This is a genomic window from Ensifer sp. ENS02 (assembly GCF_014851885.1).
Lineage (GTDB): Bacteria > Pseudomonadota > Alphaproteobacteria > Rhizobiales > Rhizobiaceae > Ensifer > Ensifer adhaerens.
In genome coordinates this window covers 97,201-118,606 of sequence record NZ_JACVAO010000011.1, presented here as the reverse complement: position 1 = coordinate 118,606, position 21,406 = coordinate 97,201, and the positions used below count along the sequence as shown (strand labels likewise).

The 21,406-nt window shown below is 62.3% G+C and carries 18 protein-coding genes; 5 read left to right on the top strand and 13 right to left on the bottom strand.

Going from position 1 to position 21,406, the window contains the following annotated elements; all coding sequences use genetic code 11:
- Positions 1-7: 7 nt before the first annotated feature.
- Entirely contained in the window at positions 8-874 is an 867-nt protein-coding gene (locus tag IB262_RS23575) for a sugar phosphate isomerase/epimerase (RefSeq protein ID WP_060518038.1), read from the bottom strand.
- A 161-nt stretch (positions 875-1,035) separates the two neighbouring features.
- Between IB262_RS23575 and IB262_RS23570 the strand changes: the two genes are divergently transcribed.
- The 3 genes from IB262_RS23570 to IB262_RS23560 all read left to right on the top strand — a co-directional run bounded on the left by IB262_RS23570 (position 1,036) and on the right by IB262_RS23560 (position 3,452).
- On the top strand, positions 1,036-2,070 hold the full coding sequence (locus IB262_RS23570; protein WP_113506063.1) for an AraC family transcriptional regulator: 1,035 nt from the start codon (positions 1,036-1,038) through the stop codon (positions 2,068-2,070).
- Positions 2,071-2,101: 31 nt separating this feature from the next.
- Positions 2,102-2,725, top strand: a complete 624-nt coding sequence (locus tag IB262_RS23565) for a TetR/AcrR family transcriptional regulator (RefSeq protein WP_089046196.1) — start codon at positions 2,102-2,104, stop codon at positions 2,723-2,725.
- A gap of 277 nt (positions 2,726-3,002) precedes the next feature.
- A complete protein-coding gene (locus IB262_RS23560; RefSeq protein ID WP_110819266.1) occupies positions 3,003-3,452 on the top strand; it encodes a DUF2269 family protein in 450 nt (149 codons plus the stop codon).
- Positions 3,453-3,544: 92 nt separating this feature from the next.
- On the opposite strand, the gene IB262_RS23555 is transcribed toward IB262_RS23560, so the two are convergent.
- The 6 genes from IB262_RS23555 to IB262_RS23530 form a co-directional block, all read right to left on the bottom strand.
- Complete coding sequence (locus IB262_RS23555) at positions 3,545-4,978, bottom strand: NAD(P)(+) transhydrogenase (Re/Si-specific) subunit beta (protein ID WP_034796222.1); 1,434 nt, start codon at positions 4,976-4,978, stop codon at positions 3,545-3,547.
- 19 nt (positions 4,979-4,997) lie between these two features.
- Positions 4,998-6,572 carry a Re/Si-specific NAD(P)(+) transhydrogenase subunit alpha gene (locus IB262_RS23550; RefSeq protein WP_192493918.1) on the bottom strand — a complete coding sequence of 525 codons (1,575 nt, stop codon included), beginning with the start codon at positions 6,570-6,572 and terminating at the stop codon, positions 4,998-5,000.
- Between the two features lie 567 nt (positions 6,573-7,139).
- A complete protein-coding gene (locus IB262_RS23545) occupies positions 7,140-7,892 on the bottom strand; it encodes an ABC transporter ATP-binding protein (RefSeq protein ID WP_060518046.1) in 753 nt (250 codons plus the stop codon).
- A complete protein-coding gene (locus tag IB262_RS23540; protein WP_226020927.1) occupies positions 7,886-8,953 on the bottom strand; it encodes an iron ABC transporter permease in 1,068 nt (355 codons plus the stop codon). Before IB262_RS23540 ends, IB262_RS23545 begins: the two co-directional genes overlap by 7 nt.
- Positions 8,953-10,098 carry an ABC transporter substrate-binding protein gene (locus IB262_RS23535; protein ID WP_192493870.1) on the bottom strand — a complete coding sequence of 382 codons (1,146 nt, stop codon included), beginning with the start codon at positions 10,096-10,098 and terminating at the stop codon, positions 8,953-8,955. Before IB262_RS23535 ends, IB262_RS23540 begins: the two co-directional genes overlap by 1 nt.
- A 52-nt stretch (positions 10,099-10,150) precedes the next feature.
- Positions 10,151-11,284: an ABC transporter substrate-binding protein gene (locus IB262_RS23530; RefSeq protein ID WP_089046194.1), complete on the bottom strand. Its 1,134-nt coding sequence runs from the start codon at positions 11,282-11,284 to the stop codon at positions 10,151-10,153.
- Between the two features lie 104 nt (positions 11,285-11,388).
- On the opposite strand from IB262_RS23530, the gene IB262_RS23525 reads away from it, so the two are divergent.
- Positions 11,389-12,192, top strand: a complete 804-nt coding sequence (locus IB262_RS23525) for a class I SAM-dependent methyltransferase (RefSeq protein ID WP_192493869.1) — start codon at positions 11,389-11,391, stop codon at positions 12,190-12,192.
- A gap of 57 nt (positions 12,193-12,249) precedes the next feature.
- Here IB262_RS23525 and IB262_RS23520 read toward each other — a convergent pair whose 3' ends face one another.
- Both IB262_RS23520 and IB262_RS23515 read right to left on the bottom strand, forming a co-directional pair.
- A complete protein-coding gene (locus IB262_RS23520; RefSeq protein ID WP_113080506.1) occupies positions 12,250-13,752 on the bottom strand; it encodes an aspartate aminotransferase family protein in 1,503 nt (500 codons plus the stop codon).
- An 11-nt stretch (positions 13,753-13,763) separates the two neighbouring features.
- Entirely contained in the window at positions 13,764-14,852 is a 1,089-nt protein-coding gene (locus tag IB262_RS23515) for a pyridoxal-phosphate dependent enzyme (RefSeq protein WP_060518054.1), read from the bottom strand.
- A gap of 79 nt (positions 14,853-14,931) precedes the next feature.
- Here IB262_RS23515 and IB262_RS23510 point away from each other — a divergent pair, with 79 nt between their 5' ends.
- Positions 14,932-16,947, top strand: coding sequence for a transcriptional regulator (locus tag IB262_RS23510; RefSeq protein WP_192493868.1), 2,016 nt, complete (start codon positions 14,932-14,934; stop codon positions 16,945-16,947).
- Between the two features lie 33 nt (positions 16,948-16,980).
- On the opposite strand, the gene IB262_RS23505 is transcribed toward IB262_RS23510, so the two are convergent.
- Genes IB262_RS23505 through IB262_RS23490 form a run of 4 tightly spaced genes read right to left on the bottom strand, consistent with a single transcriptional unit; the run spans position 16,981 to position 21,360 of the window.
- On the bottom strand, positions 16,981-17,871 hold the full coding sequence (locus tag IB262_RS23505) for a dihydrodipicolinate synthase family protein (protein ID WP_060530181.1): 891 nt from the start codon (positions 17,869-17,871) through the stop codon (positions 16,981-16,983).
- A gap of 28 nt (positions 17,872-17,899) precedes the next feature.
- Positions 17,900-19,519, bottom strand: coding sequence for an ABC transporter ATP-binding protein (locus IB262_RS23500; protein WP_192493867.1), 1,620 nt, complete (start codon positions 19,517-19,519; stop codon positions 17,900-17,902).
- Entirely contained in the window at positions 19,512-20,435 is a 924-nt protein-coding gene (locus tag IB262_RS23495) for an ABC transporter permease (protein ID WP_192493866.1), read from the bottom strand. Before IB262_RS23495 ends, IB262_RS23500 begins: the two co-directional genes overlap by 8 nt.
- A 10-nt stretch (positions 20,436-20,445) precedes the next feature.
- On the bottom strand, positions 20,446-21,360 hold the full coding sequence (locus IB262_RS23490) for an ABC transporter permease (protein ID WP_060603520.1): 915 nt from the start codon (positions 21,358-21,360) through the stop codon (positions 20,446-20,448).
- Positions 21,361-21,406: the final 46 nt, after the last annotated feature.

Genomic DNA, 21,406 nt, shown 5'->3' with positions numbered 1-21,406 from the left:
GACGCGCTCACTTCAGCGAAATGCCGAGATCGCGACACGTCGCGCGGATCCAGGCCAGTGACGTTTCGATCATCGGGCCGGCGGCGCCTTCGCATTCGAGGCTGAGTACGCCGTCGTAGCCGTGGTCGCGAAGCATGGCGAGACAGGTCTTGATATTCTCGGCATTGACGCCATCGCCGAGCGCACAATGGCTGACCGCGATCCCGGTCTGTCCGCCACGGGCAGCCGCTGCCAGCGACGGTGACACGTCCTTAAGATGGACATGAGACACCCTGTCGATGAACCGCGACAGAAACTGCGGCGGTTCCTGGCCGGCGATGAAGGTGTTGCCGGTGTCCATGTTCATGCGCAGCCACTTGCTGTCTGCGAAGGCGAGCATGCGCTCCATGAATTCCGGACGCGTCGTGAAATGACCATGAGGCTCGATGTTGACGACGATCTCGTGCGCTTCAGCGACTTCGACGATCTTTTCGTAGCTGCGCTTCATCAGCGCCATCGAGTCTTCTTCGGTAAGTCCGGGCGGCATGTGGAGCCCGTCGGTCGTGTCGACGCAGGGACTGCCGGCCTGCGCGGCCCAGGCAATCGACTTCAGCACATAGGGCACACCTCTGAGCGGTCCGTCCTCGCCAGACAGCGGATAGGCCGCATCGACCTGGGAAAAGCGCACGCCGTAACGCTCCATCTTGCGACGCAAGAGGACCGGGTCCTCGTAGAGCGCGACATGCGGTTGATAGCCCAGTCCGTGGATCCAGCTCACGCCGTCGATCAGACCACACTCGATGAAGTGCAAATCGTTGTCGCTTGCCCATTCCAGGCATTTTTCAAACGACCAGTAGGCCGAGTTGAACGCGTCCGTGTGGAAGCCTATCCGCACCGGCAAAATCCTCCCAATTTCCCCCATGCCATTGAGTTTCAATGGCAAATCACCAGCGCCTCCAAAATGCCGCTTGATGATGTCCAAGCATTGCGCAATAAATCGCTGCCTGCGTTCGAAATAGACGACTGGTAAATTTTATACATCAGCGGGGGAGCGGGATGACGAAGAGCAGCAACGAACGGGCGGTCAATCGGCCCGCGGTCTTCCGCGAGCCGGGCGCCCTGCTCTATGCCGGCAATTGCCAGGACCTGATGAAGGCCTCGCTTGCGGGCCAGGTGTCGCTCAATGCCTGGACGCGACGCGGCTATCCCGGCATCGACCTCGGCGCGGCGCTGCCGCAGGTCTGTTCCGTCGGCGGATGGGATGCGACGACCCCGCAGGACTGGGGCCTGCGCGAACATTGCAACGAGGGGGTCAAGATCGCCTATCTGGCGCGCGGCTCATTGACGATCACCATGGATGGCCGCAGGACGACGATCAATGAAGGCCAGATGTTCGTCGTGCGGCCCTGGCAGTTGCACGCGCTCGGCGATCCCAATGTCGGTGCCAGCCACATAATCTGGGTGCTCATGGATATGGGCGTGCGCCGACCACACGAAACCTGGCTGTGGCCCGACTGGATCGGCTGGCCCGAGCGCGACCGAAAGCGCCTGAGCGAACTTCTGTCGAAGAACGAACAGATTTCCTACAACGCCTCCCGCGAAGTTACCCGCACCTTCCTCGACATCCACGAGGTGGTGGCAGGCGGCGATATCGACGGTGGAGAGGCGCACCTGCGCCTCTTGATTTCGATGATGCTGCTGCAATTCCGCCAGATGCTGGAAAGCCAGGCACCGGTTCTCGATCTTGCTCTTGCAAGCTCGAAGCGCACGGTCGAGATCTTCCTGAAGCGGCTGCGTCATGCGCTCGACGAGGACTGGACGCTCGAGAACATGGCGGCGGAGTGCAATCTTTCCCGCACGCAATTTTCGCAGCATTGCCAGGTGCTGACCAACATGACGCCTGTCCGCTACCTCCAGACGCTCCGACTCAACGCCGCACGGCTGCTTCTTGAAAGCGGCGCGCAATCGGTCACCAACATCGCCTTTGATTGCGGCTTCTCATCGAGCCAATACTTTGCCACCTGTTACAAGAAGCGCTTCGGGTTTTCGCCAATGGAAACGCCGCGTCAGTCGCTATTGATCGCCAACTGAAAGTGGGCCGCCGCGACCGGATCAAAGCCGAATGGACAAGAAAGCTCTCCTGACGCCACGAAAGGTCGCTTCGCAGCAACGCTGGCGAGCGATGATCGAGGCCTTGGTCGAAGCGACTGCGCGTGCATTGATCAAAGAAGGATTTGAACGCGCCAACACAAACCGGATTGCCGAAGAGGCCGGCGTCAGCATCGGCTCTCTCTATCAGTATTTTCCGGGCAAGGAAGCGCTCGTCGTTGCCGTCATCGAACGCCACAAGAGCGAGATGGTGGATGTCTTGCGGGGTACGCTGGCCAAAGTGGCGACGCTGCCGCTCGACAGTGCCGTGCGCGAACTGGTCAAGACGATGATCGATGCTCATCGTGTGAACCCGGACCTTCATCGGGTGTTGGTCGAGGAAACGCCACGTGCAGGGCGGATCGGTACGATCGACGGTTTTGACAGAGAGTTCTACGGGTTGATCAGGGCTTATCTCGAATTGCACAAGGCAGAACTGCGGCCGATGGATCTGGATCTGGCCGCTTACATTTGCGTCAGCTGCACGGAGGCGCTGACGCACGGCGCGGTGGTCGACAGTCCAGAGAAGCTAAACGATGGGAACGTCGACGCCTTCATCAACGAAGTGACGACGCTGATCACGCGCTACCTGAAGTAACGTCCTTCAGGTAGCAGACATCCAAGATGCGAGCTGGGTCTTGGCGACTTGATGTCGCTCCGTGAACGCCGGCGTCCAACTGCGCGAACTACCGGGGGAATATGAACCGGGAGCGCTCGCAGAGACAGCTTCTCGAACGCGAGTAGATTTTTGCGAGTGATCGCTCACAATTAGGGCTGCACGCGGCCAGTCCGACAGCCAACCTCGTGTCGAAATCAAATGCAGCACGAGCGGTCGAGCGACCGCTTCTCGAAGCTCCATACCAAGGTAACAAGAGATGTACGCACACGTCGTGATGATTCATGCCGCGGCCATGGGCACGGCATTTCTGCTGTTTGCAGCAAGGGAGCTCCTTTTCATTTCTGCCGGGCGAGGGCAAATCGGGGCTGCAAAGTTGGCCCTGACCGCAAACAGGATTGCAGGTCTGCTCACCGGCATAGGGATTGCCGGAGGCATTGGCCTCATCGTTTTGGGTGGGTGGCCGCTATCGACACCCTGGCTACTGATGTCATTCACCCTGATCGCCGCCTTGATGATTGTCGAAAGCAGGGTCGTGCGGCCATGGGAGGCACAGGTGCATCCAGCCCTTGAAGGCACGATCGACAAAATGGAAGTCCGAACGCTTCTTAGAAACAAGCGCGCTTTGGGCGGCCGCCTGGCATCGATCTCGCTTTTTGCTCTGATAATAGCTCTGATGGTCGTCAAACCCGACCTACTCGGCGCCTAGGGCGACGCCATCGGACGCATCGGTCGCTCATCAACGGAGTTGAACTCACCGCCCCTATATGCGGAGCGATGAGTTGTCTTTTCAGGGCGTCATCACGCCAGCGCGGGCAGCAGCTGGTCGATGCTCTTCTTGGCGTCGCCGTAGAACATGCGGGTGTTGTCCTTGTAGAACAGCGGGTTCTCGATGCCGGAGTAACCGGTTCCCTGGCCACGCTTGGAGACGAACACCTGTTTGGCCTTCCAGACTTCGAGCACCGGCATGCCGGCGATCGGTGAGTTCGGATCCTCCTGGGCGGCCGGATTGACGATGTCGTTCGAGCCGATGACGATGACGACATCGGTTTCGTGGAAGTCTTCGTTGATCTCGTCCATCTCGAGCACGATGTCGTAGGGAACCTTCGCTTCGGCCAAAAGCACGTTCATGTGGCCCGGCAAACGGCCGGCGACCGGATGAATGGCAAAGCGCACGTTCTTGCCGGCCGCCCGCAGCTTGCGGGTGAGCTCGGAGACCGATTGCTGCGCCTGCGCCACCGCCATGCCGTAGCCCGGCACGATGATGACGCTGTCGGCGTCGTTAAGGGCTGCGGCCACGCCATCGGCATCAATGGCGATCTGCTCGCCGGTGATTTCCATGGCCGGCCCCGTGGTTGCCCCGAAGCCGCCGAGGATGACCGACAGGAACGAGCGGTTCATCGCCTTGCACATGATGTAGGAGAGGATCGCGCCCGAGGAGCCGACCAGCGCGCCAGTGACGATCAACAGGTCGTTGCCGAGCGTGAAGCCGATGGCAGCGGCCGCCCAGCCGGAATAGCTGTTCAGCATCGACACCACCACCGGCATGTCGGCGCCGCCGATGCCCATGATCAGGTGATAGCCGATGAAGAAGGCGGCGAGCGTCATGACAAGCAGCGTCCAGGTGCCGGCACCATTGACGTAGAGCACCAGCAGCACGAGCGAGAGAAGGGCAGCACCGGCATTGAGCAGGTGACCGCCCGGGAGCTTCTTGGCCTTGCCGTCGACCTTGCCGGCAAGCTTGCCGAAGGCGATGACGGAGCCGGTGAAGGTGACAGCACCGATGAAGACGCCGAGGAAGACCTCGACCTTCATGATCGACAGTTCCACCGGTTCCTTGTGGGCAAGGATCGCGGCAAAGCCGGTCAATGCAGAGCGGGCCGCCGCATCGAGGCCGGCGACATCAGCCGCTTCGATATGGGCGTTGAAGCCGATGAAGACTGCGGCAAGACCGACGAAGGAATGGAGTGCTGCAACGAGTTGCGGCATCTCGGTCATCTGGACGCGGGAGGCGACGAAGTGGCCGAGCAGGGCGCCGCCCGCGATCATCAGCGCGATGATGAACCAGTTGCCGACATCAGGTCCGAAGACCGTGGCGACAATGGCAAGCGCCATGCCCGTCATGCCGTACCAGACGGCGCGCTTGGCGCTTTCCTGGCCCGAAAGCCCGCCGAGCGAGAGGATGAAGAGGACGGCTGCCGCAATATAGGCGGCCGATACGATACCGATCATCATAATGTTTACCCCTGCCCGATCAGGATTTCTGGAACATGGCGAGCATGCGCCGCGTGACGAGGAAGCCGCCGACGATGTTGATCGTGGCGATCAGCACCGACAGCGCCGCAAGCAGCACCACCAGCCAGTTGCCAGACCCGATCTGCAGCAGCGCCCCGAGAATGACGATGCCGGAAACCGCGTTGGTGACGGCCATCAGCGGGGTGTGCAACGAATGCGAGACGTTCCAGATGACCTGGAAGCCGACGAAGCAGGCGAGCACGAAGACGACGAAGTGGCTCATGAAGGCAGGCGGAGCAAAGGCGCCGACCAAAAGCAGCAGCGCCGTGCCGACGGCGAGAAGCGTCAGCTGGCTCTTCGTCTGGGCCTTGAAGGCTGCGGCCTCGGTCGCACGCTTTTCCTCCGGCGTCGGCTCCTTCACCTTCTCCTTTGGTTTCTGCGCCGCGATCGCGGCGATCTTCGGCGGTGGCGGCGGAAAGGTGATCGCACCCTCGAAGGTGACGGTCGCGCCACGGATGACGTCGTCCTCCATGTTGTGGACGAGCTTGCCGTCCTTGCCCGGCGTCAGGTCCGTCAGCATATGGCGGATATTGGTGGCGTAGAGCGTCGATGCCTGCGCGGCCATGCGGCTCGGGAAATCGGTATAGCCGATGACGACGACGCCGTTGTCGGAGACGACCCGCCGATCGGCGACGGTCAGGTCGCAGTTGCCGCCACGCTCGGCCGCAAGATCGACCACTACCGATCCCGGCTTCATCGCGGCGACCATGTCGGCAAGCCAGAGTTTCGGTGCATCACGGCCCGGGATCAGCGCCGTGGTGATGACGATATCGATCTGGGGCGCAAGCTCGCGGAACTTGGCAAGCTGCTTCTCGCGGAACTCCGGCGAAGAGGGAGCCGCATAACCGCCGGTGGCAGCGCCATCCTGCTGACCGCCATCGAAATCGAGATAGACGAACTCGGCTCCCATGCTCTCGATCTGCTCGGCGACTTCCGGCCGCACGTCAAAGGCATAGGTCTGAGCACCAAGCGAGGTGGCGACACCGATCGCCGCAAGACCGGCGACGCCCGCACCGATCACCAGGACCTTGGCCGGCGGCACCTTGCCGGCGGCCGTCACCTGGCCGGTGAAGAAGCGACCGAAATTGTTGCCGGCCTCGATCACCGCGCGATAGCCGGCGATATTGGCCATCGACGACAGCGCATCCATCTTCTGGGCGCGCGAAATGCGCGGGACCATGTCCATGGCGATGACGTTGGCGCCCTTTTCCCTGGCGAGCTCCAGAAGTTCGGCATTCTGGCCCGGATAGAAGAACGAGATCAGCGTCTTGTCCGCAGACAGATAAGCGACCTCGCTCGCCTCGGGCGGCCGTACCTTGGCGACCACATCTGCCGAAGCCCACAGCGCCTCTGCCGACGGGGCCACCTCGACGCCCACGGCCCGATAGGCATCATCGGAAAAACCGGCCGCAACGCCCGCGCCCGTCTCAATGATGCTGCTATAGCCAAGTTTCGCAAGTTGCACCGCGCTGTCAGGTGTCAGCGCCACGCGCGCCTCGCTTGCGGTTACCTCCCGCGGCGCGCCAATTTTAATCGCCATGCTTGTCTGTCCTCTCCTGCCGACTAGGCAATGCCTTGTCCCTCAACAATGCGACAGCAGAACAAGCAAACCTTGAGAGTACTGTCCAGTACGCTTTGCCGCGAATCCGTCCATTCTTGTCGCTTTTTAGTTTTCACTAATCGTTTTTATCGGCCAAGCACTCCAGCCGACGGGCCGCTCGGCCATCAATGGCCAACAAAAAGGGGACGGCGACGCCCCCATGAAGAGGGTGCTGCATCGGCTCCAGGAGGCCGCCGATTGCGTATGTGAAGCGACGTTTCACCAGAGAGAGGTCCCGAACCTGCGCGCGTTTCATGAAACGCTCATGCCGAGCCGCGACTGACAATCCGGCGCCTGGCGTCGACACGCTACGGGGCCGCTGCTGCAAGCCCTCCTTCGGAAGTTTTTATTTCAATGCCCTCGGCACGGCACGGCGACGCGGTCTCGCCGCGTGCCGCGCCGTGCGGCCCCTTGGGAGGACGTTCTAGTTGCGGCTTTCGTAGCTGCTCAGATTTGCAGGGGTGACGAGCTCGAACGTGAACGACCCGCGCGTCCACGCCCTCAAAGGGATTCGTCGACAATGACGACCGGTCGCCCCAGGGAGCAGGCCTCCACCCGCGCCTCGACGCGATAAACCGAGCGCAGCATATCCGCGGTGATGACGTCGTGGGTGGGGCCGCTCGCCAGCACCGACCCGCCACTGATGACGATCGTGTCGTTGCAATAGCGCAGCGCATGGTTCAGGTCGTGCAGCGCGATCAACACCGCCATACCCGACTGCGCCGACAAACGCTTCATGAAGCCAAGGACCTCGATCTGGCGAAAGAGATCGAGCGCCGAGGTCGGTTCGTCCATCAACAGCACTTCGGGCTTACGCACGAGAGCTTGCGCGATGGAGACGAGCTGGCGCTGGCCGCCTGAGAGCTCACCAAGGCCACGAAAGGCGAGATCGGCGATCCGGAGTTCGCCCAGCACTCGGTCGATCTCGGCGAGTTCGGCGTCCTTCACCTTCCAGCCTGAGCCTTGCTTGGCCGACAACAGCACCGACTCGTAGACGGTCAGCACGGCATTGGCGCCGGTATCCTGCGGCATGTAGCAGATGCCTTCGGATCCCTTGGCCGTATCGGACAGGTGGACAGTGCCGGGACCGGAGGTCAGGTTTGCTATGCGCTTGAACAGCGTCGACTTGCCGGCCGCATTAGGACCAATCACCGCCGTCAGGCCACCGCCGCGCAAGACACCGGTGTTGACATCTAAGAGCACCGTGCGCCGGCCATAATTCGCGCCGACCTTTTCCAGCGACAGGCTTACCATGCGCGCCTCCTGTTGGTGAAAATCAGCACGAAGAAGAAGGGCACGCCAACGAGCGCGGTGATGACTCCAATCGGCAGGACGGCGCCCGGAATAATCATCTTGCTGACGACCGAAGTGACCGAAAGAAGGAGCGCGCCGCACAGCACAGAAGCTGGCAGGAAGAAGCGCTGATCCTCGCCGACCAGCATGCGTGCGATGTGCGGAGCGACGAGACCAACAAAGCCGATCGTGCCAACGAAAGAAACCGGGATCGCCGCAAGCAGGCTGACCGTCATCATTGCTTCGAGCCGGAGCCTTCGGACATTGATACCGAAGCTCGCGGCCTTGTCGTCCCCCAGCCGAAGCGCGGTCAGCGCCCAGGCGTGCCGTGCAAACAGCGGCAAGGCGAACAGCAGCACGGCGCCGGTGATCCAGACCTTTGGCCAGGTTGCCTTGGTGAGACTGCCCATCGTCCAGAAGACGACGGCGGCCAGCGCCTGTTCGGAGGCGAGATATTCGAGCAGCGATAGCGCGGCATTGAAGGTGAAGACGAGCGCAATGCCGAGCAGAACGATTGTTTCGACCGTGACGCCGCGCATGGTGGAGGCGAAATGGATGAAGAGCGCCGCCAACATCGCCATAAGGAAGGCGTTGATTGGCACCATGTATTGGACGGCGACGGGAAAAACCGCCACGCCGGCAACGAGACCGAGGGCCGCACCGAAGCCGGCAGCGGCGGAAATGCCGAGCGTGAATGGACTTGCCAGTGGATTGGCAAGGATCGTCTGCATCTGTGCGCCCGCGACCGACAATGAGGCACCCACCGTCACGGCCATCAGGGCGATCGGCATGCGAATGTCCCAGATCACCACCCGGAGCTGGTCGCTTACAGTTTCCGGTCGAAAGAGCGCGGTCAGCACATCCGCGAGTGGATAGTTTGCAGGCCCGAGAGCCATGTCGACTGCAACCGACGCAAAGAGCGCGACGATGAGGCAGAAGATCAACACCAAGCGGCGCAAAACGAGAGAGCGGTAGCGCCCTCGCCCTTCAACGCCGGATACTTGTTCGGTCATGGCAACCATCATTCACCACTCTTTGGAAGCGAGGCGAAGTAACCCGCGCGGTAGGTCACCGGCAGAAACTTCTCATGGAACTCGCGGAAAGTCCGGTCCGGGTCTATGTCGGCAAAGAGCTCCGGATGGAACCACTTGGCAAACTGCTGGATCGGAATGAACTCGTAAGGGGCGCCGTAGAACTGGTGCCAGACGGCATGCACATTGCCCTGCTTCACCGCCTTCAGGCCGGGAAAGCCCGGGCGCTGCATAAGGCCGCGCAGGCGATCTTCTGCCGCCGCCGCATCGGCGCCGCGTCCGACGCTAACGAACTGGTTGAGATCGGATTCCGCCGACCAGTTACTGCCGGTGATAATGACATGATCCGGATCGCTGACGATCAGCTGCTCAGGATTGAGGTCGCCGAAGGTCCCCTTGATGACGTCAGAACCGATATTGTGGCCGCCGGCCTCTTCCACCATTTTGCCGAAGTTGGCCGGACCGAAGGTGCGGCAGCAGACAACGTCGCCGGTGATGCCGGGAGAGCGCTCGATGAAGACTTTCGGCCGCACAATTTCCCCCGCCTTCTTGAGGCGGTCCGTCACCAGCGCGATTTGAGCATTGCGATAGTCGATGAATTCGCGGGCCTTCGCTTCGGCACCGAAGAGCTGGCCGAGGATTTCGACCGATTTTTCGCTATTGGCGGCAGGATCCACGCGGAAATCGAGATAGACGACGGCAATGCCGGCGGCAGCGGCCTTTTCGATGAAGCCCGATTCTTCGACCGCCTGCTGCGCTTCGAGATTGAGCGTCAGAACATCAGGCTTGAGCGCAATCGCTGCCTCGAGGCTGAAATCGCCTGAAGGGATATAGCCGAACCGCGGCAGTTTCTCAATTTCGGGGAAGCGCTCCACATAGGCAGCGTAGGAGTCCGGATCCTTCTTCAAAAGATCATCGCGCCAACCGACGATCGTGTCGAAGACATGCTCGCCTTTCAGCGCTGCGGCCACGTGGATCTGCCGTGCCTCGCCCAACAGGACGCGCTTGGCCGGGAGCGCAATTTCGACCCGACGGCCGGTGACGTCGACAATTTCAGCCGCACTGGCGGGCAAAGCCGCCAATACCAAGGCTGCGACCATCGCCGACGCGATTTTCCCGAAGATCGACATTCTCATTCCTTTTTAGTTGCGACGCCGGAGTCCTCCCCTCCTCCAGCTGTCGAACCGCTTACTTGGCTGACGTCAGCGAGACGAAGTAGCCGCTCTTGTAGGGAAGCGGCAGGAAGCGCTCATGCAACTCCTTGAACGTCGCCTCCGGGTCTAGGTCCGCGAAGAGATCCGGGTGCAGCCACTTGGCGATCTGCTGGATGGCCACGAACTGGTAGGGATTGTTGTAGAACTGGTGCCAGATGGCGTGAACCTGGCCGTCTTTCACGGCTTCAACGCCGGTGAAAGCCGGGCGCTTGGTCAGGTTTTCGAGCTTGCGGGCCGCTTCCTTCTCATCGGCGCCATAGCCGACGCCAACCCAGGCACCACCCGGCACATAACCCTGCCAGTTGCCGCCGGTGATGATGATCTGATCGGGATTGGCAGCGATGATCTGCTCCGGATTGACCACGCCGAAGGTGCCGGGAATGATGTCCTTTGCCATGTTTACGCCGCCGGCGAACTCGACCATCTTGCCGAAGTTCTCGTTACCGAAAGACATGCAGCAATCGTCGGAGTAACCACCGGCGCGTTCGACAAAAACGAGCGGCTTCTTCGGATTGGCCTTCGCCAAAACGTTTGTCACCTTGGCGATGCTCTCGGCGCGAAACTTGATGAACTCCTCGGCCTTCTCTTCCTTTCCCAAAAGCTTGCCCATCACGCGCATGCTCGGCTCGGTGTTTTCCATCGGCTTCTCGCGGAAATCGACGTAGACGAGCGGGATACCGACCTTGGCAAGCTTCTCGATGTAGCCAGCCTCCTCCGTCGCCGTCTTGGCGTCGACGTTCATCAGAACGACATCGGGTTTCAAGGCAACCGCCTGCTCGATGTCGAAGGTACCATCCTTCATGCCGCCGAAGGTCGGCAGCTTGGCAATGCCAGGGTACTTTGCGAGATAGGCGGCATAGCTTTCAGGGTCTGCCTTTGCCAGATCATCGCGCCAGCCGACGACGCGCTTGAACGGCTCGTCGCGGTCGAGCGCGCCGAGGAAATAGATCTGCCGCCCTTCGCCGAGAATCACGTGCTCGACGGGTACGTTGACCTCGACATCTCGGCCCGTGACATCCTTCAACGTCACGACATCAGCGAGGGCTGCCGTAGAAAAAAGCACGCAAAGGCTTGCGGCGGCCGCAGCCACCCTGTTGAAAAACCGCATTGTTTTAGCTCCGCTGGAAAATTCAGGCGATCTAATGTTTCATGACTTTATTAGTCAACATTTATCTTTTAGAACGCCTCCAAACAGGAACGAGCGGTATCGACATGAGCGATGTGACGGAGCGGCAGAACTACAACCTGCGCGATGAAATCAAGGCCTACTGGTCGGACCGCGCGGCAACCTTCGATCTGTCCCCGGGCCACGAGATCTTCTCGGAGGAAGAACGCGCGGCCTGGCATCAACTGTTTCTCCGTCACCTTGGGCCGGGCGCAGGGCGTGCCGCGCTCGATCTTGCGAGCGGCACCGGCGTCATCTCGCATCTTCTCGATGAACTCGACTTCGAGGTGCAGGGCCTCGACTGGGCCGAGCCGATGCTCGAACGCGCCAGGGATAAGGCGCGCAAGCGCGGGCGAGCGATCCGCTTCGCCCTCGGCGACGCCGAAAATACCATGGAGCCCGACAACCACTACGATGTAATCGTCAACCGGCATCTGGTCTGGACGCTCGTGGACCCGGCCGCAGCCTTTGGCGAATGGCTACGGGTCCTGAAGCCCGGCGGCATGTTGCTGATCGTCGATGGCGACTTCGTCAATACAACCGCGCTCGAGCGGCTGTTCTCCAAGCTCAGCACATGGGGACAGCGCCTCGGCCTGTTCAAGGCTGAGACGCCAACCGGTTCGCCGCAGATGACGGCGACGCACCGCAGCATCCTCTCCCGCGTGCATTTCGCACAAGGCGCCCGCGCCGAGGCCGTCGTCGCGCTGTTGCGCGAGGCCGGCTTCACCGAGATTACGATCGACAGGGACCTTCGCGAAATCCATCGCACCCAGGCCGCGAATTGGAACCTTTTCAAGGGCTTGGCGCGACAGTCGCAGCATCGCTACGCCATTCGCGCGACGAAACCTTAGGGTCGAGGCAAACCCTACGCAGTCAGTGACTGTGTTCATGCGCAAAAACGACCAGGCTCACGACTGCGCAATCTCCCTGCCAATCCGCAGGACCTCCGAGATTAAAAGGTTCAGGTCGTCCGGGCGGGTGCGATGATTGCAGATCGCCGCGCGCAGGCAATGCTTGCCCCGGATCGTCGTGTCGGAAAGCGCCGCCACGCCGGTTTCCTGCAGGCGCAGCATGATCTCGAGGTTGGTCTCCTTCAGTCGCTCCTCATTTAGACCTTCGGGCGCATAGCGGAAGCAGACGATGTTGATCTCCGGTTCAACGATGAGTTCCAGAGGCGGATTCGAACGGACGAGATCGGCGAGGAAGGCGGCCTGCGCGACGTTCTGGTCGATCAGCCGGCCGAACTTGGCGATGCCGTGCTCCATCAGCGCCATCCAGACCTTCAGCGCCGCAAAGCCGCGGCTGGTCTGAAAGCCGAATTCGTGAAGCCACTGACCGGAGGCGATGCCACGCGGCATGCCCTGCAGAAACTCCGGCGACACCGCAAAGGTTTCCCGGTGCTTTGCCCGGTCCCGGACAAGCGCGCAACCGACCTCAAAGGGGGCATGCAGCCATTTGTGCGGGTCGAGCGCGACGGAATCCGCCCGCTCGATGCCCTTGACGCGCCAGGCGTTCTCGGGCGCGATCGAAAGCAGCGCTCCGATACACCCGTCTACGTGGAACCACAGGTTCTCCTCCGCGGCGATCCCGGCCAACGCGGTGAGATCGTCTACTGCACCGGAATTGACCGTACCGGCAGTACCAATGACGCAGGCAGGCCTGAAGCCCCGCGCGCGATCCTCGGCGATCGCCGCGCGAAGCGCCTCAAGGTCGATGCGGTAACGGGAATCGGTCGGGATCCGTCTAAGTGCCTTGTTGCCGAGGCCGAGCGTCTCGACCGCCTTGCGATGGCAGGAATGAACCTGATCCGAGGCGTAGAAGCGCATGGGTTCCGTGAGGGCCGCAACGCCCTCTTCGCGCAGATCGATGCCCGCCGTGGCGTTGCGGGCAACCGTCAGCCCGACGAGGTTGGCCACCGAACCGCCGCTGACCAGCGTGCCGCTCGCTGCCTCGGGAAAGCCGATCATGTCGCGCAGCCATCCGACGACCTGCTGGTCGACGAGGGCAGCGGCATGGCGTCCGCCCCCGAGATTGGAACCCTGGATCGCTGCGAGAAAATCGCCGAGCGCCCCGGTGAAGTTGCCGGAGCCCATGTACCAGGACCAGAACCGTGGATGGATGTTGCCCATTGGATAGGCGAGCACCGTGTCCTTCACTTGTCGGTACACGTCCTCGAGGGGCGTCGGCCGATCCGGGACCGGCGCCTGGTACAGCGCTTCGATCTCCTCCGGCAGCGGTTGCCAGACCGGACGCTCGCGCACGCGGCCGAGATGGCCGACGGCATCGTCGATGATCCGGTGGGCGAGCGCCGAGACGGACGACCAATCGGGTGGGTCGAGGGTCTCGAGCGTAGCCAGGAGTTCCGGTTGCGTGAAGGCTCCCACGCTTTGCCTCGGTGATCGCGCTCCCATCGTTCCTCTCCCTATTCGGCGGCGAGCTGGAAGCCGGGCGTGGATCGCGACAGCTCCATCTCCTCGTCATCCATGTCCGCCGGGATCGTTTCGAACAGCGGCGTCGACAGATAGCGCTCCCCTGTGTCAGGCAGCATGCACAGGATCACCGAGCCGGCCGGCGCGTGCTCCGCGATCTGGCGCGCAACGCCGAAGGTCGCGCCGCCCGAAACGCCAGTGAAGATGCCCTCTTTCTGTGCGAGCGCCTTGGCCCATTCCATCGCCTTCGGACCGGCAATGGGGACGAGTTCGTCATAGTAGCGGTTGTCAATCGCCTCCTGCAGGACGTCGGGTATGAAGTCCGGTGTCCAGCCCTGGATCGGATGCGGCTCGAAGGCGGGATGGCTGGCGGCCGGCGCACCGCCCGTTCCGCGCTGTTGCGCATGACCGCTGCCGAGCAACTGCGCGTTGGCGGGCTCGGCAAGCACGATCTTCGTCTCCGGACGCTCACGCCGCAAAACCCGGGAGACGCCAACCACCGTGCCGCCGGTGCCGTAGCCTGTGACGAAGTAATCAAGACGGGAGCCGGCAAAGTCGTTGACGATTTCCCGGCCGGTCGTCGCCTCGTGGATCGCGGCGTTGGCTGTGGTCTCGAACTGCCGGGCGAGGAACCATCCGTTCTTCTCTGCGAGTTCGATCGCCTTGCGATACATGCCCAGGCCCTTCTCGGCGCGCGGCGTCAGAACGACCTTGGCGCCCAGCATGCGCATCAGCCGGCGGCGCTCGACGGAGAAGCTATCGGCCATGGTGACAACCAGCGGATAGCCTTTTTGCGCACAGACCATCGCCAGTCCGATGCCGGTGTTACCGCTGGTGGCCTCGACTACGGTCTGTCCGGGCTTCAGCTTGCCTGTGCGCTCGGCCTCCTCGATGATCGCAATCGCCAGCCTGTCCTTCACCGACGAAGCCGGATTGAAGAACTCCGCCTTGACATAGATGGTCGCGTTGCCGACGCCGAGATTGTTGACGCGGATCGCCGGCGTGTCGCCGATCGTCTCCAGCACGCTGTCGAAAAGCCGCCCGCGGCCGCTCGTGGTTCTCAGTCCAGAATTGTTTGGCATGGGTCCTCTCACTCTTCCGGATGCTAGGTTCGGCGAGGGATGCTAAAGTGCTGGCGTGGGAGCCGGCGTGGGAGTGCGCATGGAAACGGATGGCCCGGACGTGGTTTTTTCGGCAAAGGAGCTGGAACTGCGGCTGCTCGGGCCGATGAAACTCATGCGCCGCGGGGTGGCCGTGCCGTTACCGCCGTCGCGCAAGGTGCGCGCGCTGCTCGCTTATCTGGCCCTGACGCCAGGTTCGGTTCCTCGGGAACGGCTCTGCCATCTGCTCTGGCAAGTGCCGAGCGATCCGCGCGGTGAATTGCGCTGGAGCCTGAGCAAAATCCGCTTGCTCATGGACACGGATGGCCGCAAGCGCGTGATCACGGCTAACGACCGGATTTCACTCGATCTCGAAGACTGTGACATCGACGCACGCCACATCCAGGAAGCAAGGCGGCGCGGTATCGGAAACCTCGATCTGGAGGCGTTGCGGCCGATTGCTGGACGATGCGGAGGCGATCTGCTCGAAGGGGTCGAGATCGACAACAGCCCTGCCTTCGAGCACTGGCTGACATCGGTGCGGAGCGAGTTTCGCCTGTACGCGCTGGAGATCGCGGCAGAAATCGGCAAGAAAACACCCGTCGGCGGTGAGGACGGCTTGCCGGCAGCCCGGCAATGGCTCGACCTCGCGCCGCTCGACGCAGACGCAAATCTCCGCTTCCTGGCGGAACTGTCCCGCAGGCGGATGGGCGACGCCTGCAACCGGCATCTCGATGCGGCAGCGCGCCTCTTTGCCGATGAGGGCGAGGACTTCGCGCCGATCCGAGAGGCATGGGAACGCCTCAGGCCCCTGTCCCGACAACCGGCGGTCGTCGTCGTTTCTGACGGTGTTGGCAGACCTTCCGAGCCCATCCACGTGACGGTCGCGCGCCGCGCCTCGATTGCCGTCATGCCGTTCCGCGAACTTGTCGCGGGCCGGGCGGGCCGGAACGATCTCGGCAGCGCGGTCGCCCATGACGTCATCAGCAAGCTGGCGCGCCTGCGCAGTCTCTTCGTTATTGCCCGAGGCTCCGTTTTTGCCATCGCTGGCGAAGGGCTCGAACTGCCGGAAATCGGCCGCCGGCTCGGCGTCGACTATGTCGCCACCGGCTTCCTGGAACAGCACGAACTCGGGATCGCCGTGAACGTGGAGGTCGCAGAGGCGGCCACCGCCCATATCGTCTGGACTGAGCGATTCGAGGCGCGCGCGGCCGAGCACTTTGCCGTCGTCGACGAGATCAGCAACAGCATCGTGTCGTCGATCGCCGCTGAAATCGAGAACGAAGAGCGCAACCGCGCGATCCTGAAGCCTCCGGATTCGCTCGACGCCTGGGAGGCCTATCATCGCGGCCTCTGGCACATGTTTCGCTTCACCGCCGAGGAAAACGAGCGCGCCGCCGAGTTCTTCCGCCTTTCGACACGCCTCGATCCAACCTTCTCACGCGCCCATGCAGGGCTGTCCTTCACCCACTGGCAAAGGGCATTCCAGCGCTGGGGCGACCGCGACGGCGAGACCCGGGACGCGCTCAAGGCCGCCGGGCAGAGCCTCTTGGTTGACGATCAGAACCCCGCCGCGCACTGGTCGATGGGGCGTGCCCTCTGGCTGACCGGAGACCACGACCAGGCGGTGCGCGCACTGGAGCACTCGGTCCTTCTCAGCCCCAATTTCGCCCTCGGGCACTATGCGCTCTCCTTCGTGCACGCGCAGTCCGGCGACCCCGCAGCGGCGATCACCGCATCTGATTACTCGCGGCTTTTAAGCCCCTACGACCCGCTGCTGTTCGGCATGCTCGGCACCCGCGCGATTGCCCTCATCCGGCTGGACGCCTTCGAGGAGGCTGCAGACTGGGCGATCAAGGCGGCAGCCCGTCCGAACGCGCATGTGCACATCCTCGCGATCGCAGCCCATTGTCTTGCGCTCGCCGGACGCCTCAGTGAGGCTCGCAGCTACGCGGCCCGCATCCGCCTGCAGAAGCCGGATTACCGGACGGACAATTTCCTCGACGCCTTCCACTTCACACCCGACGTCATCGCCCGATATCGCCAAGTGGCGGCCTTGATCGGGCTGGCGACCTGAGTGATCGGTGCCGGCCAAATTCGCCTGCGTGTCTTAGAGCCGCTGGAGAAGGCGGTAGCGTTCAAGGATTTCAGCGATCTGTTCGTCCTGTGCCTTGTTTGGCAGAAGTGCTGGCTGTCGGCTTGCGCCGACAGATGCATCCTGCAGGTAGAGGGCGCGCTTGACCATCGCCGGGGCAAAGCCGAGTGCATAGAGGTCGGTCCGAAAGGCAGCAAAGGTTGCCTGCTGCTTCTGCGCTTCGACAATGTCGCCGGCATTGAAGGCCTTCAAGATACCTGCAAGCACATCCGGCATGGCGTTGCCGAGGCCCGAGATGCAGCCAGCCGCACCATTCTGCAGTGCCCAGAGCACGAGATGATCGGGGCCGGAGTAGACTTCGAAACCATCGACCTCGTTGGCAATCTGCAGATAGGCTTCCAAAGTTTCTTTCGCGCCGCCGGAATCCTTGATGCCGGCAATGTTGCCGTGGCCGGCAAGGGCGCGCGCCGTGTCGGGCTCGATATGGTTCTGCGTGCGGGCGGGTATGTCATAGAGGTAGACTGGCGTCTTCACGGCATCGGCGACGGTCGAGAAATGACGGACAAGGCCATCCTGGGTGCAGGCAATGAAGAACGGCGTGATCACTGCGATCCCGTCGACGCCGATCCGGTCGAATTCTCGGGCGAGCTTTACCGTCTCGAAGGTGGCCGGCATGCCGGCATTGACGATCACCTTGACGCGGCCGCCGACCTCGTCGACCACCTCCTCCGTGAGGCGCACCTTTTCCTCGTATGTCAGCGCGGTGAAGTCACCGTTGGTTCCGGCGCACATGATGTTGTTGCCGGATGCGACCTGTCGGCGGACCTGGGCGCGCGTCGCCTGGTAGTTAATGGTCTCGTCCTCGTTGAAGCAGGTCACGAGGGCGACGAAGGCTTGCTTGGTCATGCGGATTTTCCTCTCAATGGACGGCGCCTCAGGACGCGCGCTGAAGACGGGCGGCGCGATGAGCGGCCTGGACGTCGGGATCGGGGTCGAGGCCGGCTGCAAGCAGCGCACGCGTATAGTCTTGCTGCGGCGCGTCGAACACCTCGCGCACCGTGCCAAGCTCGACGATGTTGCCCTTCTGCATAACCATGACGTGGTCGGCAAAGTCGCGCACCACCGGCAGATCGTGGGCGATGAAGATAAAGGCGATGCCCATTTCCTTGCGCAGCCGGTCGAGCAGCGCGATCACCTGCGCCTGCACCGAAACGTCAAGCGCCGAGACCGCCTCGTCGCAGATGATCAGCTGCGGCTCGAGTGCGAGTGCGCGGGCAATTGCGATGCGTTGGCGCTGGCCGCCGGAAAACTGATGTGGGTAGCGGCCCATGTGCTCCGGGCCGAGACCGACCTGCACAAGAAGATCAGCCACCCGCTCGCGCCATTTCGCCTTGGGCAAGATATCCGAATGAATGACCCAGGCCTCGGAAATGAGCTGGTAAACGGTCATACGCGGATTGAGCGACTGCGTCGGGTCCTGGAAGACCATCTGCAGGTCGCGGCGCAGCTTGTAGAGTTCCGTGGGCGACATCGTGAAGAGGTCGCGGCCCTTCCACAAGGCGCTGCCACTATCCGGTTCGTCGAGGCGAAGCAGGATGCGCGCCAGCGTCGACTTGCCTGACCCGCTCTCGCCGACGACGGCCATGGTCTCGCCGGGCATGAGGTCGAAGGACAGGCCCTTCAGCGCCTCGAAGGAGCCATAGCGTTTGCGCACGTCGCGAACTGAAAGAACGGGTTCGGCGCGAGCGGCTGGCACATGCATCTCGCCCTTGCCTGGGGCGGCGGCAATCAGCTTCTTGGTATAGGGATGCTGCGGGTTCTTGTAGACCTCGCGCACCGTGCCGGCTTCGACCAGGACGCCTTTTTCCATCACCACCACGCGATCGGCGATCTCCGCGACCACGCCGAGGTCGTGGGTGATGATGAGGACCGCCATGCCGGTCTCTCGCTGCAATTCCTCAAGCAGCGCGAGCACTTCGGCCTGCACGGTGACGTCGAGCGCCGTCGTCGGCTCATCGGCGATCAGGAGATCTGGCCTGAGTGCCAATGCCATCGCAATCATGACGCGCTGGCGCTGGCCGCCGGAGAATTCGTGCGGATATTTGTCGAGCGAGCGCTCCGGGTCGGGGATGCCGACCCGGGTCAACAGCCGCAACGCCTCGGAAGCGGCTTTCGCGGAGTCGGTCCCGTGGGTGGTGAGCGCCTCGCGGATCTGCCAGCCCACGGTATAGACCGGGTTGAGATGGCTCAGCGGGTCCTGGAAGATCATGGCGATACGGCGCCCGTTGACCTTTCGCCTTTCCTGCGCCGGCATTGTCAGCAGGTCGACGCCGTCGAGCAGGATCTCGCCCGAGCTGATGCGTCCCGGCGGCATGTCGATCAGGTTCATGATCGCCGAGGAGGAGACCGACTTGCCGGATCCGCTCTCGCCAAGGATTGCGAGCGTCTCGCCACGGTCGAGATGGTAGGAGATATTGCGGACCGCTTTCACGACGCCGACTGCGGTGTGGAATTCGACCGACAGGTCGCGAACTTCCAGGAGATGGTCAGCCATTCTTGCGACCTTTCATTTCAAGACGCCAGCGCCGCACTGGGTCGAGCGCGATGCGCAGCCAGTTCGACAAGAGGTTTAGCGACATGGTGGTAAGGATGATCGCAAGGCCGGGCCAGAACGAAAGCCACCATGCGTTGGTGAGGTACTGACGTCCCTGCGAGATCATCAGGCCCCAGGTGATTTCCGGCGGCTGGATGCCGATACCGAGGAACGAAAGCGCGCTTTCGGCCAGCATCACATAGGCGAAGTCGAGCGTCGCAAGCGTCGTCAGCGTCGGCAGCACGACAGGCAGAATGTGGCGGAACAGGATGCGCTTGCTTGATGCGCCCATCACGCGCGCGGCCTGCACGAACATGCGTTCACGGATTTCCAGCACTTCGGCGCGTGCGGTTCGCAGGTAAACCGGGATGCGTGTGATCGCCAGCACCAGCATGAGGTTCAGGATCGACGAGCCGAGAATATAGAGAACGATGACTGCGATCAGCAGCGACGGAAAGGACATGATCACGTCCGCGAGCCGCATGATGATCTGATTGACGCGCGGCGAGGAAAAGCCGGCGACAAGGCCGAGGAAGGTGCCGACGGTTGCTGAAAGCGCGACGGCACCGGCGGCCACCATCAGCGTGTTCTGGGTGGCAACGATGATGCGGGCAAGCAGCGGCCGCCCGAGGGCATCGGCCCCCATCCACCAGACCCAGCCGCGCTCCCAGTCGAAAGGCACGGCGTTGCGGCCTCTAAGGTTCTGTTTGGTCGCGAGATCGCCGAGCCAGGTCGGCCCGATGATTGCGATGATGAGAACGAAAAGCAGGAAGATCGCGGCGCAAAGCGCGAATTTGTCGGCAAGCAGCATGCGGAACATGCGGGTGGCAAAGCGCGGTTCTTCGGTAACAACGGTATCGGCGGTCTGCAGGGTCATGGTCCCCTCCTCAGTGCCGGATGCGCGGATCGAGCAGCGCGTAGGCCAGATCGATCAGCAGGTTCATGAGGAAGATCGCCAGCGCCGTGACGAGGATGGCGGCGAGCACGACGTTGAAATCGCGCTGCAAGATGGAATCGATCATCAGCTTGCCGACGCCCGGAAACCCGAAGATCGTCTCGACGATTACCGCGCCGTTCAAAAGGCTCGCGGCCTGGTCGCCAATGACGGTGATGACCGGCAGCATGGCGTTGCGCAGCGCATGCACGAAGATGATCGGCCCGGATTTGACGCCCTTGGCGCGCGCCGTCTTCACATAGGCCGAAGAAAGCGCCCCGATCATCGAGCCGCGCACCACCTGGACGATGATGCCGAAAGGCCGGATGAACAGAACCGAGATCGGCAGGATCCAATGAAGCAGCGACCCCGTGCCCGAAGTCGGTAGCCAGGCGAGGTTTACCGAAAAGACGACGATCGCGACGATGGCGATCCAGAAATCGGGAACGGAAGCGCCGACCAGCGAGATCAGCGAGGAGAGCCGATCGAAGAAGCCTCCAGCGCGGAAGGCGGCAAGCGAACCGACGACGATCGCAGCACCAGCGACCAGCGTCATGGTGATGACTGCGAGCCAGAGCGTCCAGGTGAAGGCCTCAAGCACCACGTCCAGAGCAGGACGCGCCTTGCGCAGGGATTCGCCAAAATCGCCGGTGACGACGTCGCTGACATAGCGTCCGAACTGCACCAGCATTGGATCGTTCAAGCCATGCAGCTCGCGGAATTGCGCCTTCATCTCTGCGGAGGCTTCGACCGGCAGGAACAAGGCGGCCGGATCACCTGTCAACCGCGACAGGAAGAAGACCATGACGAGCAGCCCGACGAGCGAGATCAGACTGGCCACGGCGCGTTTTCGAACGAATTTCAGCATGGCGCCCTCGAAGAAATCCGGCGGCGGGATCAGCCCACCGCCTTGA

What these genes read in the sequence shown, in the direction of transcription:
- IB262_RS23510 (WP_192493868.1), top strand. Translation starts at nt 14,932, where the DNA reads ATGGAAACGGATGGCCCGGACGTGGTTTTTTCGGCAAAGGAGCTGGAA.
- IB262_RS23545 (WP_060518046.1), bottom strand. Translation starts at nt 7,892, where the DNA reads ATGGTAAGCCTGTCGCTGGAAAAGGTCGGCGCGAATTATGGCCGGCGC.
- IB262_RS23555 (WP_034796222.1), bottom strand. Translation starts at nt 4,978, where the DNA reads ATGATGATCGGTATCGTATCGGCCGCCTATATTGCGGCAGCCGTCCTC.
- IB262_RS23490 (WP_060603520.1), bottom strand. Translation starts at nt 21,360, where the DNA reads ATGCTGAAATTCGTTCGAAAACGCGCCGTGGCCAGTCTGATCTCGCTC.
- IB262_RS23495 (WP_192493866.1), bottom strand. Translation starts at nt 20,435, where the DNA reads ATGACCCTGCAGACCGCCGATACCGTTGTTACCGAAGAACCGCGCTTT.
- IB262_RS23505 (WP_060530181.1), bottom strand. Translation starts at nt 17,871, where the DNA reads ATGACCAAGCAAGCCTTCGTCGCCCTCGTGACCTGCTTCAACGAGGAC.
- IB262_RS23535 (WP_192493870.1), bottom strand. Translation starts at nt 10,098, where the DNA reads ATGAGAATGTCGATCTTCGGGAAAATCGCGTCGGCGATGGTCGCAGCC.
- IB262_RS23530 (WP_089046194.1), bottom strand. Translation starts at nt 11,284, where the DNA reads ATGCGGTTTTTCAACAGGGTGGCTGCGGCCGCCGCAAGCCTTTGCGTG.
- IB262_RS23560 (WP_110819266.1), top strand. Translation starts at nt 3,003, where the DNA reads ATGTACGCACACGTCGTGATGATTCATGCCGCGGCCATGGGCACGGCA.
- IB262_RS23565 (WP_089046196.1), top strand. Translation starts at nt 2,102, where the DNA reads ATGGACAAGAAAGCTCTCCTGACGCCACGAAAGGTCGCTTCGCAGCAA.
- IB262_RS23500 (WP_192493867.1), bottom strand. Translation starts at nt 19,519, where the DNA reads ATGGCTGACCATCTCCTGGAAGTTCGCGACCTGTCGGTCGAATTCCAC.
- IB262_RS23570 (WP_113506063.1), top strand. Translation starts at nt 1,036, where the DNA reads ATGACGAAGAGCAGCAACGAACGGGCGGTCAATCGGCCCGCGGTCTTC.
- IB262_RS23540 (WP_226020927.1), bottom strand. Translation starts at nt 8,953, where the DNA reads ATGGTTGCCATGACCGAACAAGTATCCGGCGTTGAAGGGCGAGGGCGC.
- IB262_RS23520 (WP_113080506.1), bottom strand. Translation starts at nt 13,752, where the DNA reads ATGGGAGCGCGATCACCGAGGCAAAGCGTGGGAGCCTTCACGCAACCG.
- IB262_RS23525 (WP_192493869.1), top strand. Translation starts at nt 11,389, where the DNA reads ATGAGCGATGTGACGGAGCGGCAGAACTACAACCTGCGCGATGAAATC.
- IB262_RS23515 (WP_060518054.1), bottom strand. Translation starts at nt 14,852, where the DNA reads ATGCCAAACAATTCTGGACTGAGAACCACGAGCGGCCGCGGGCGGCTT.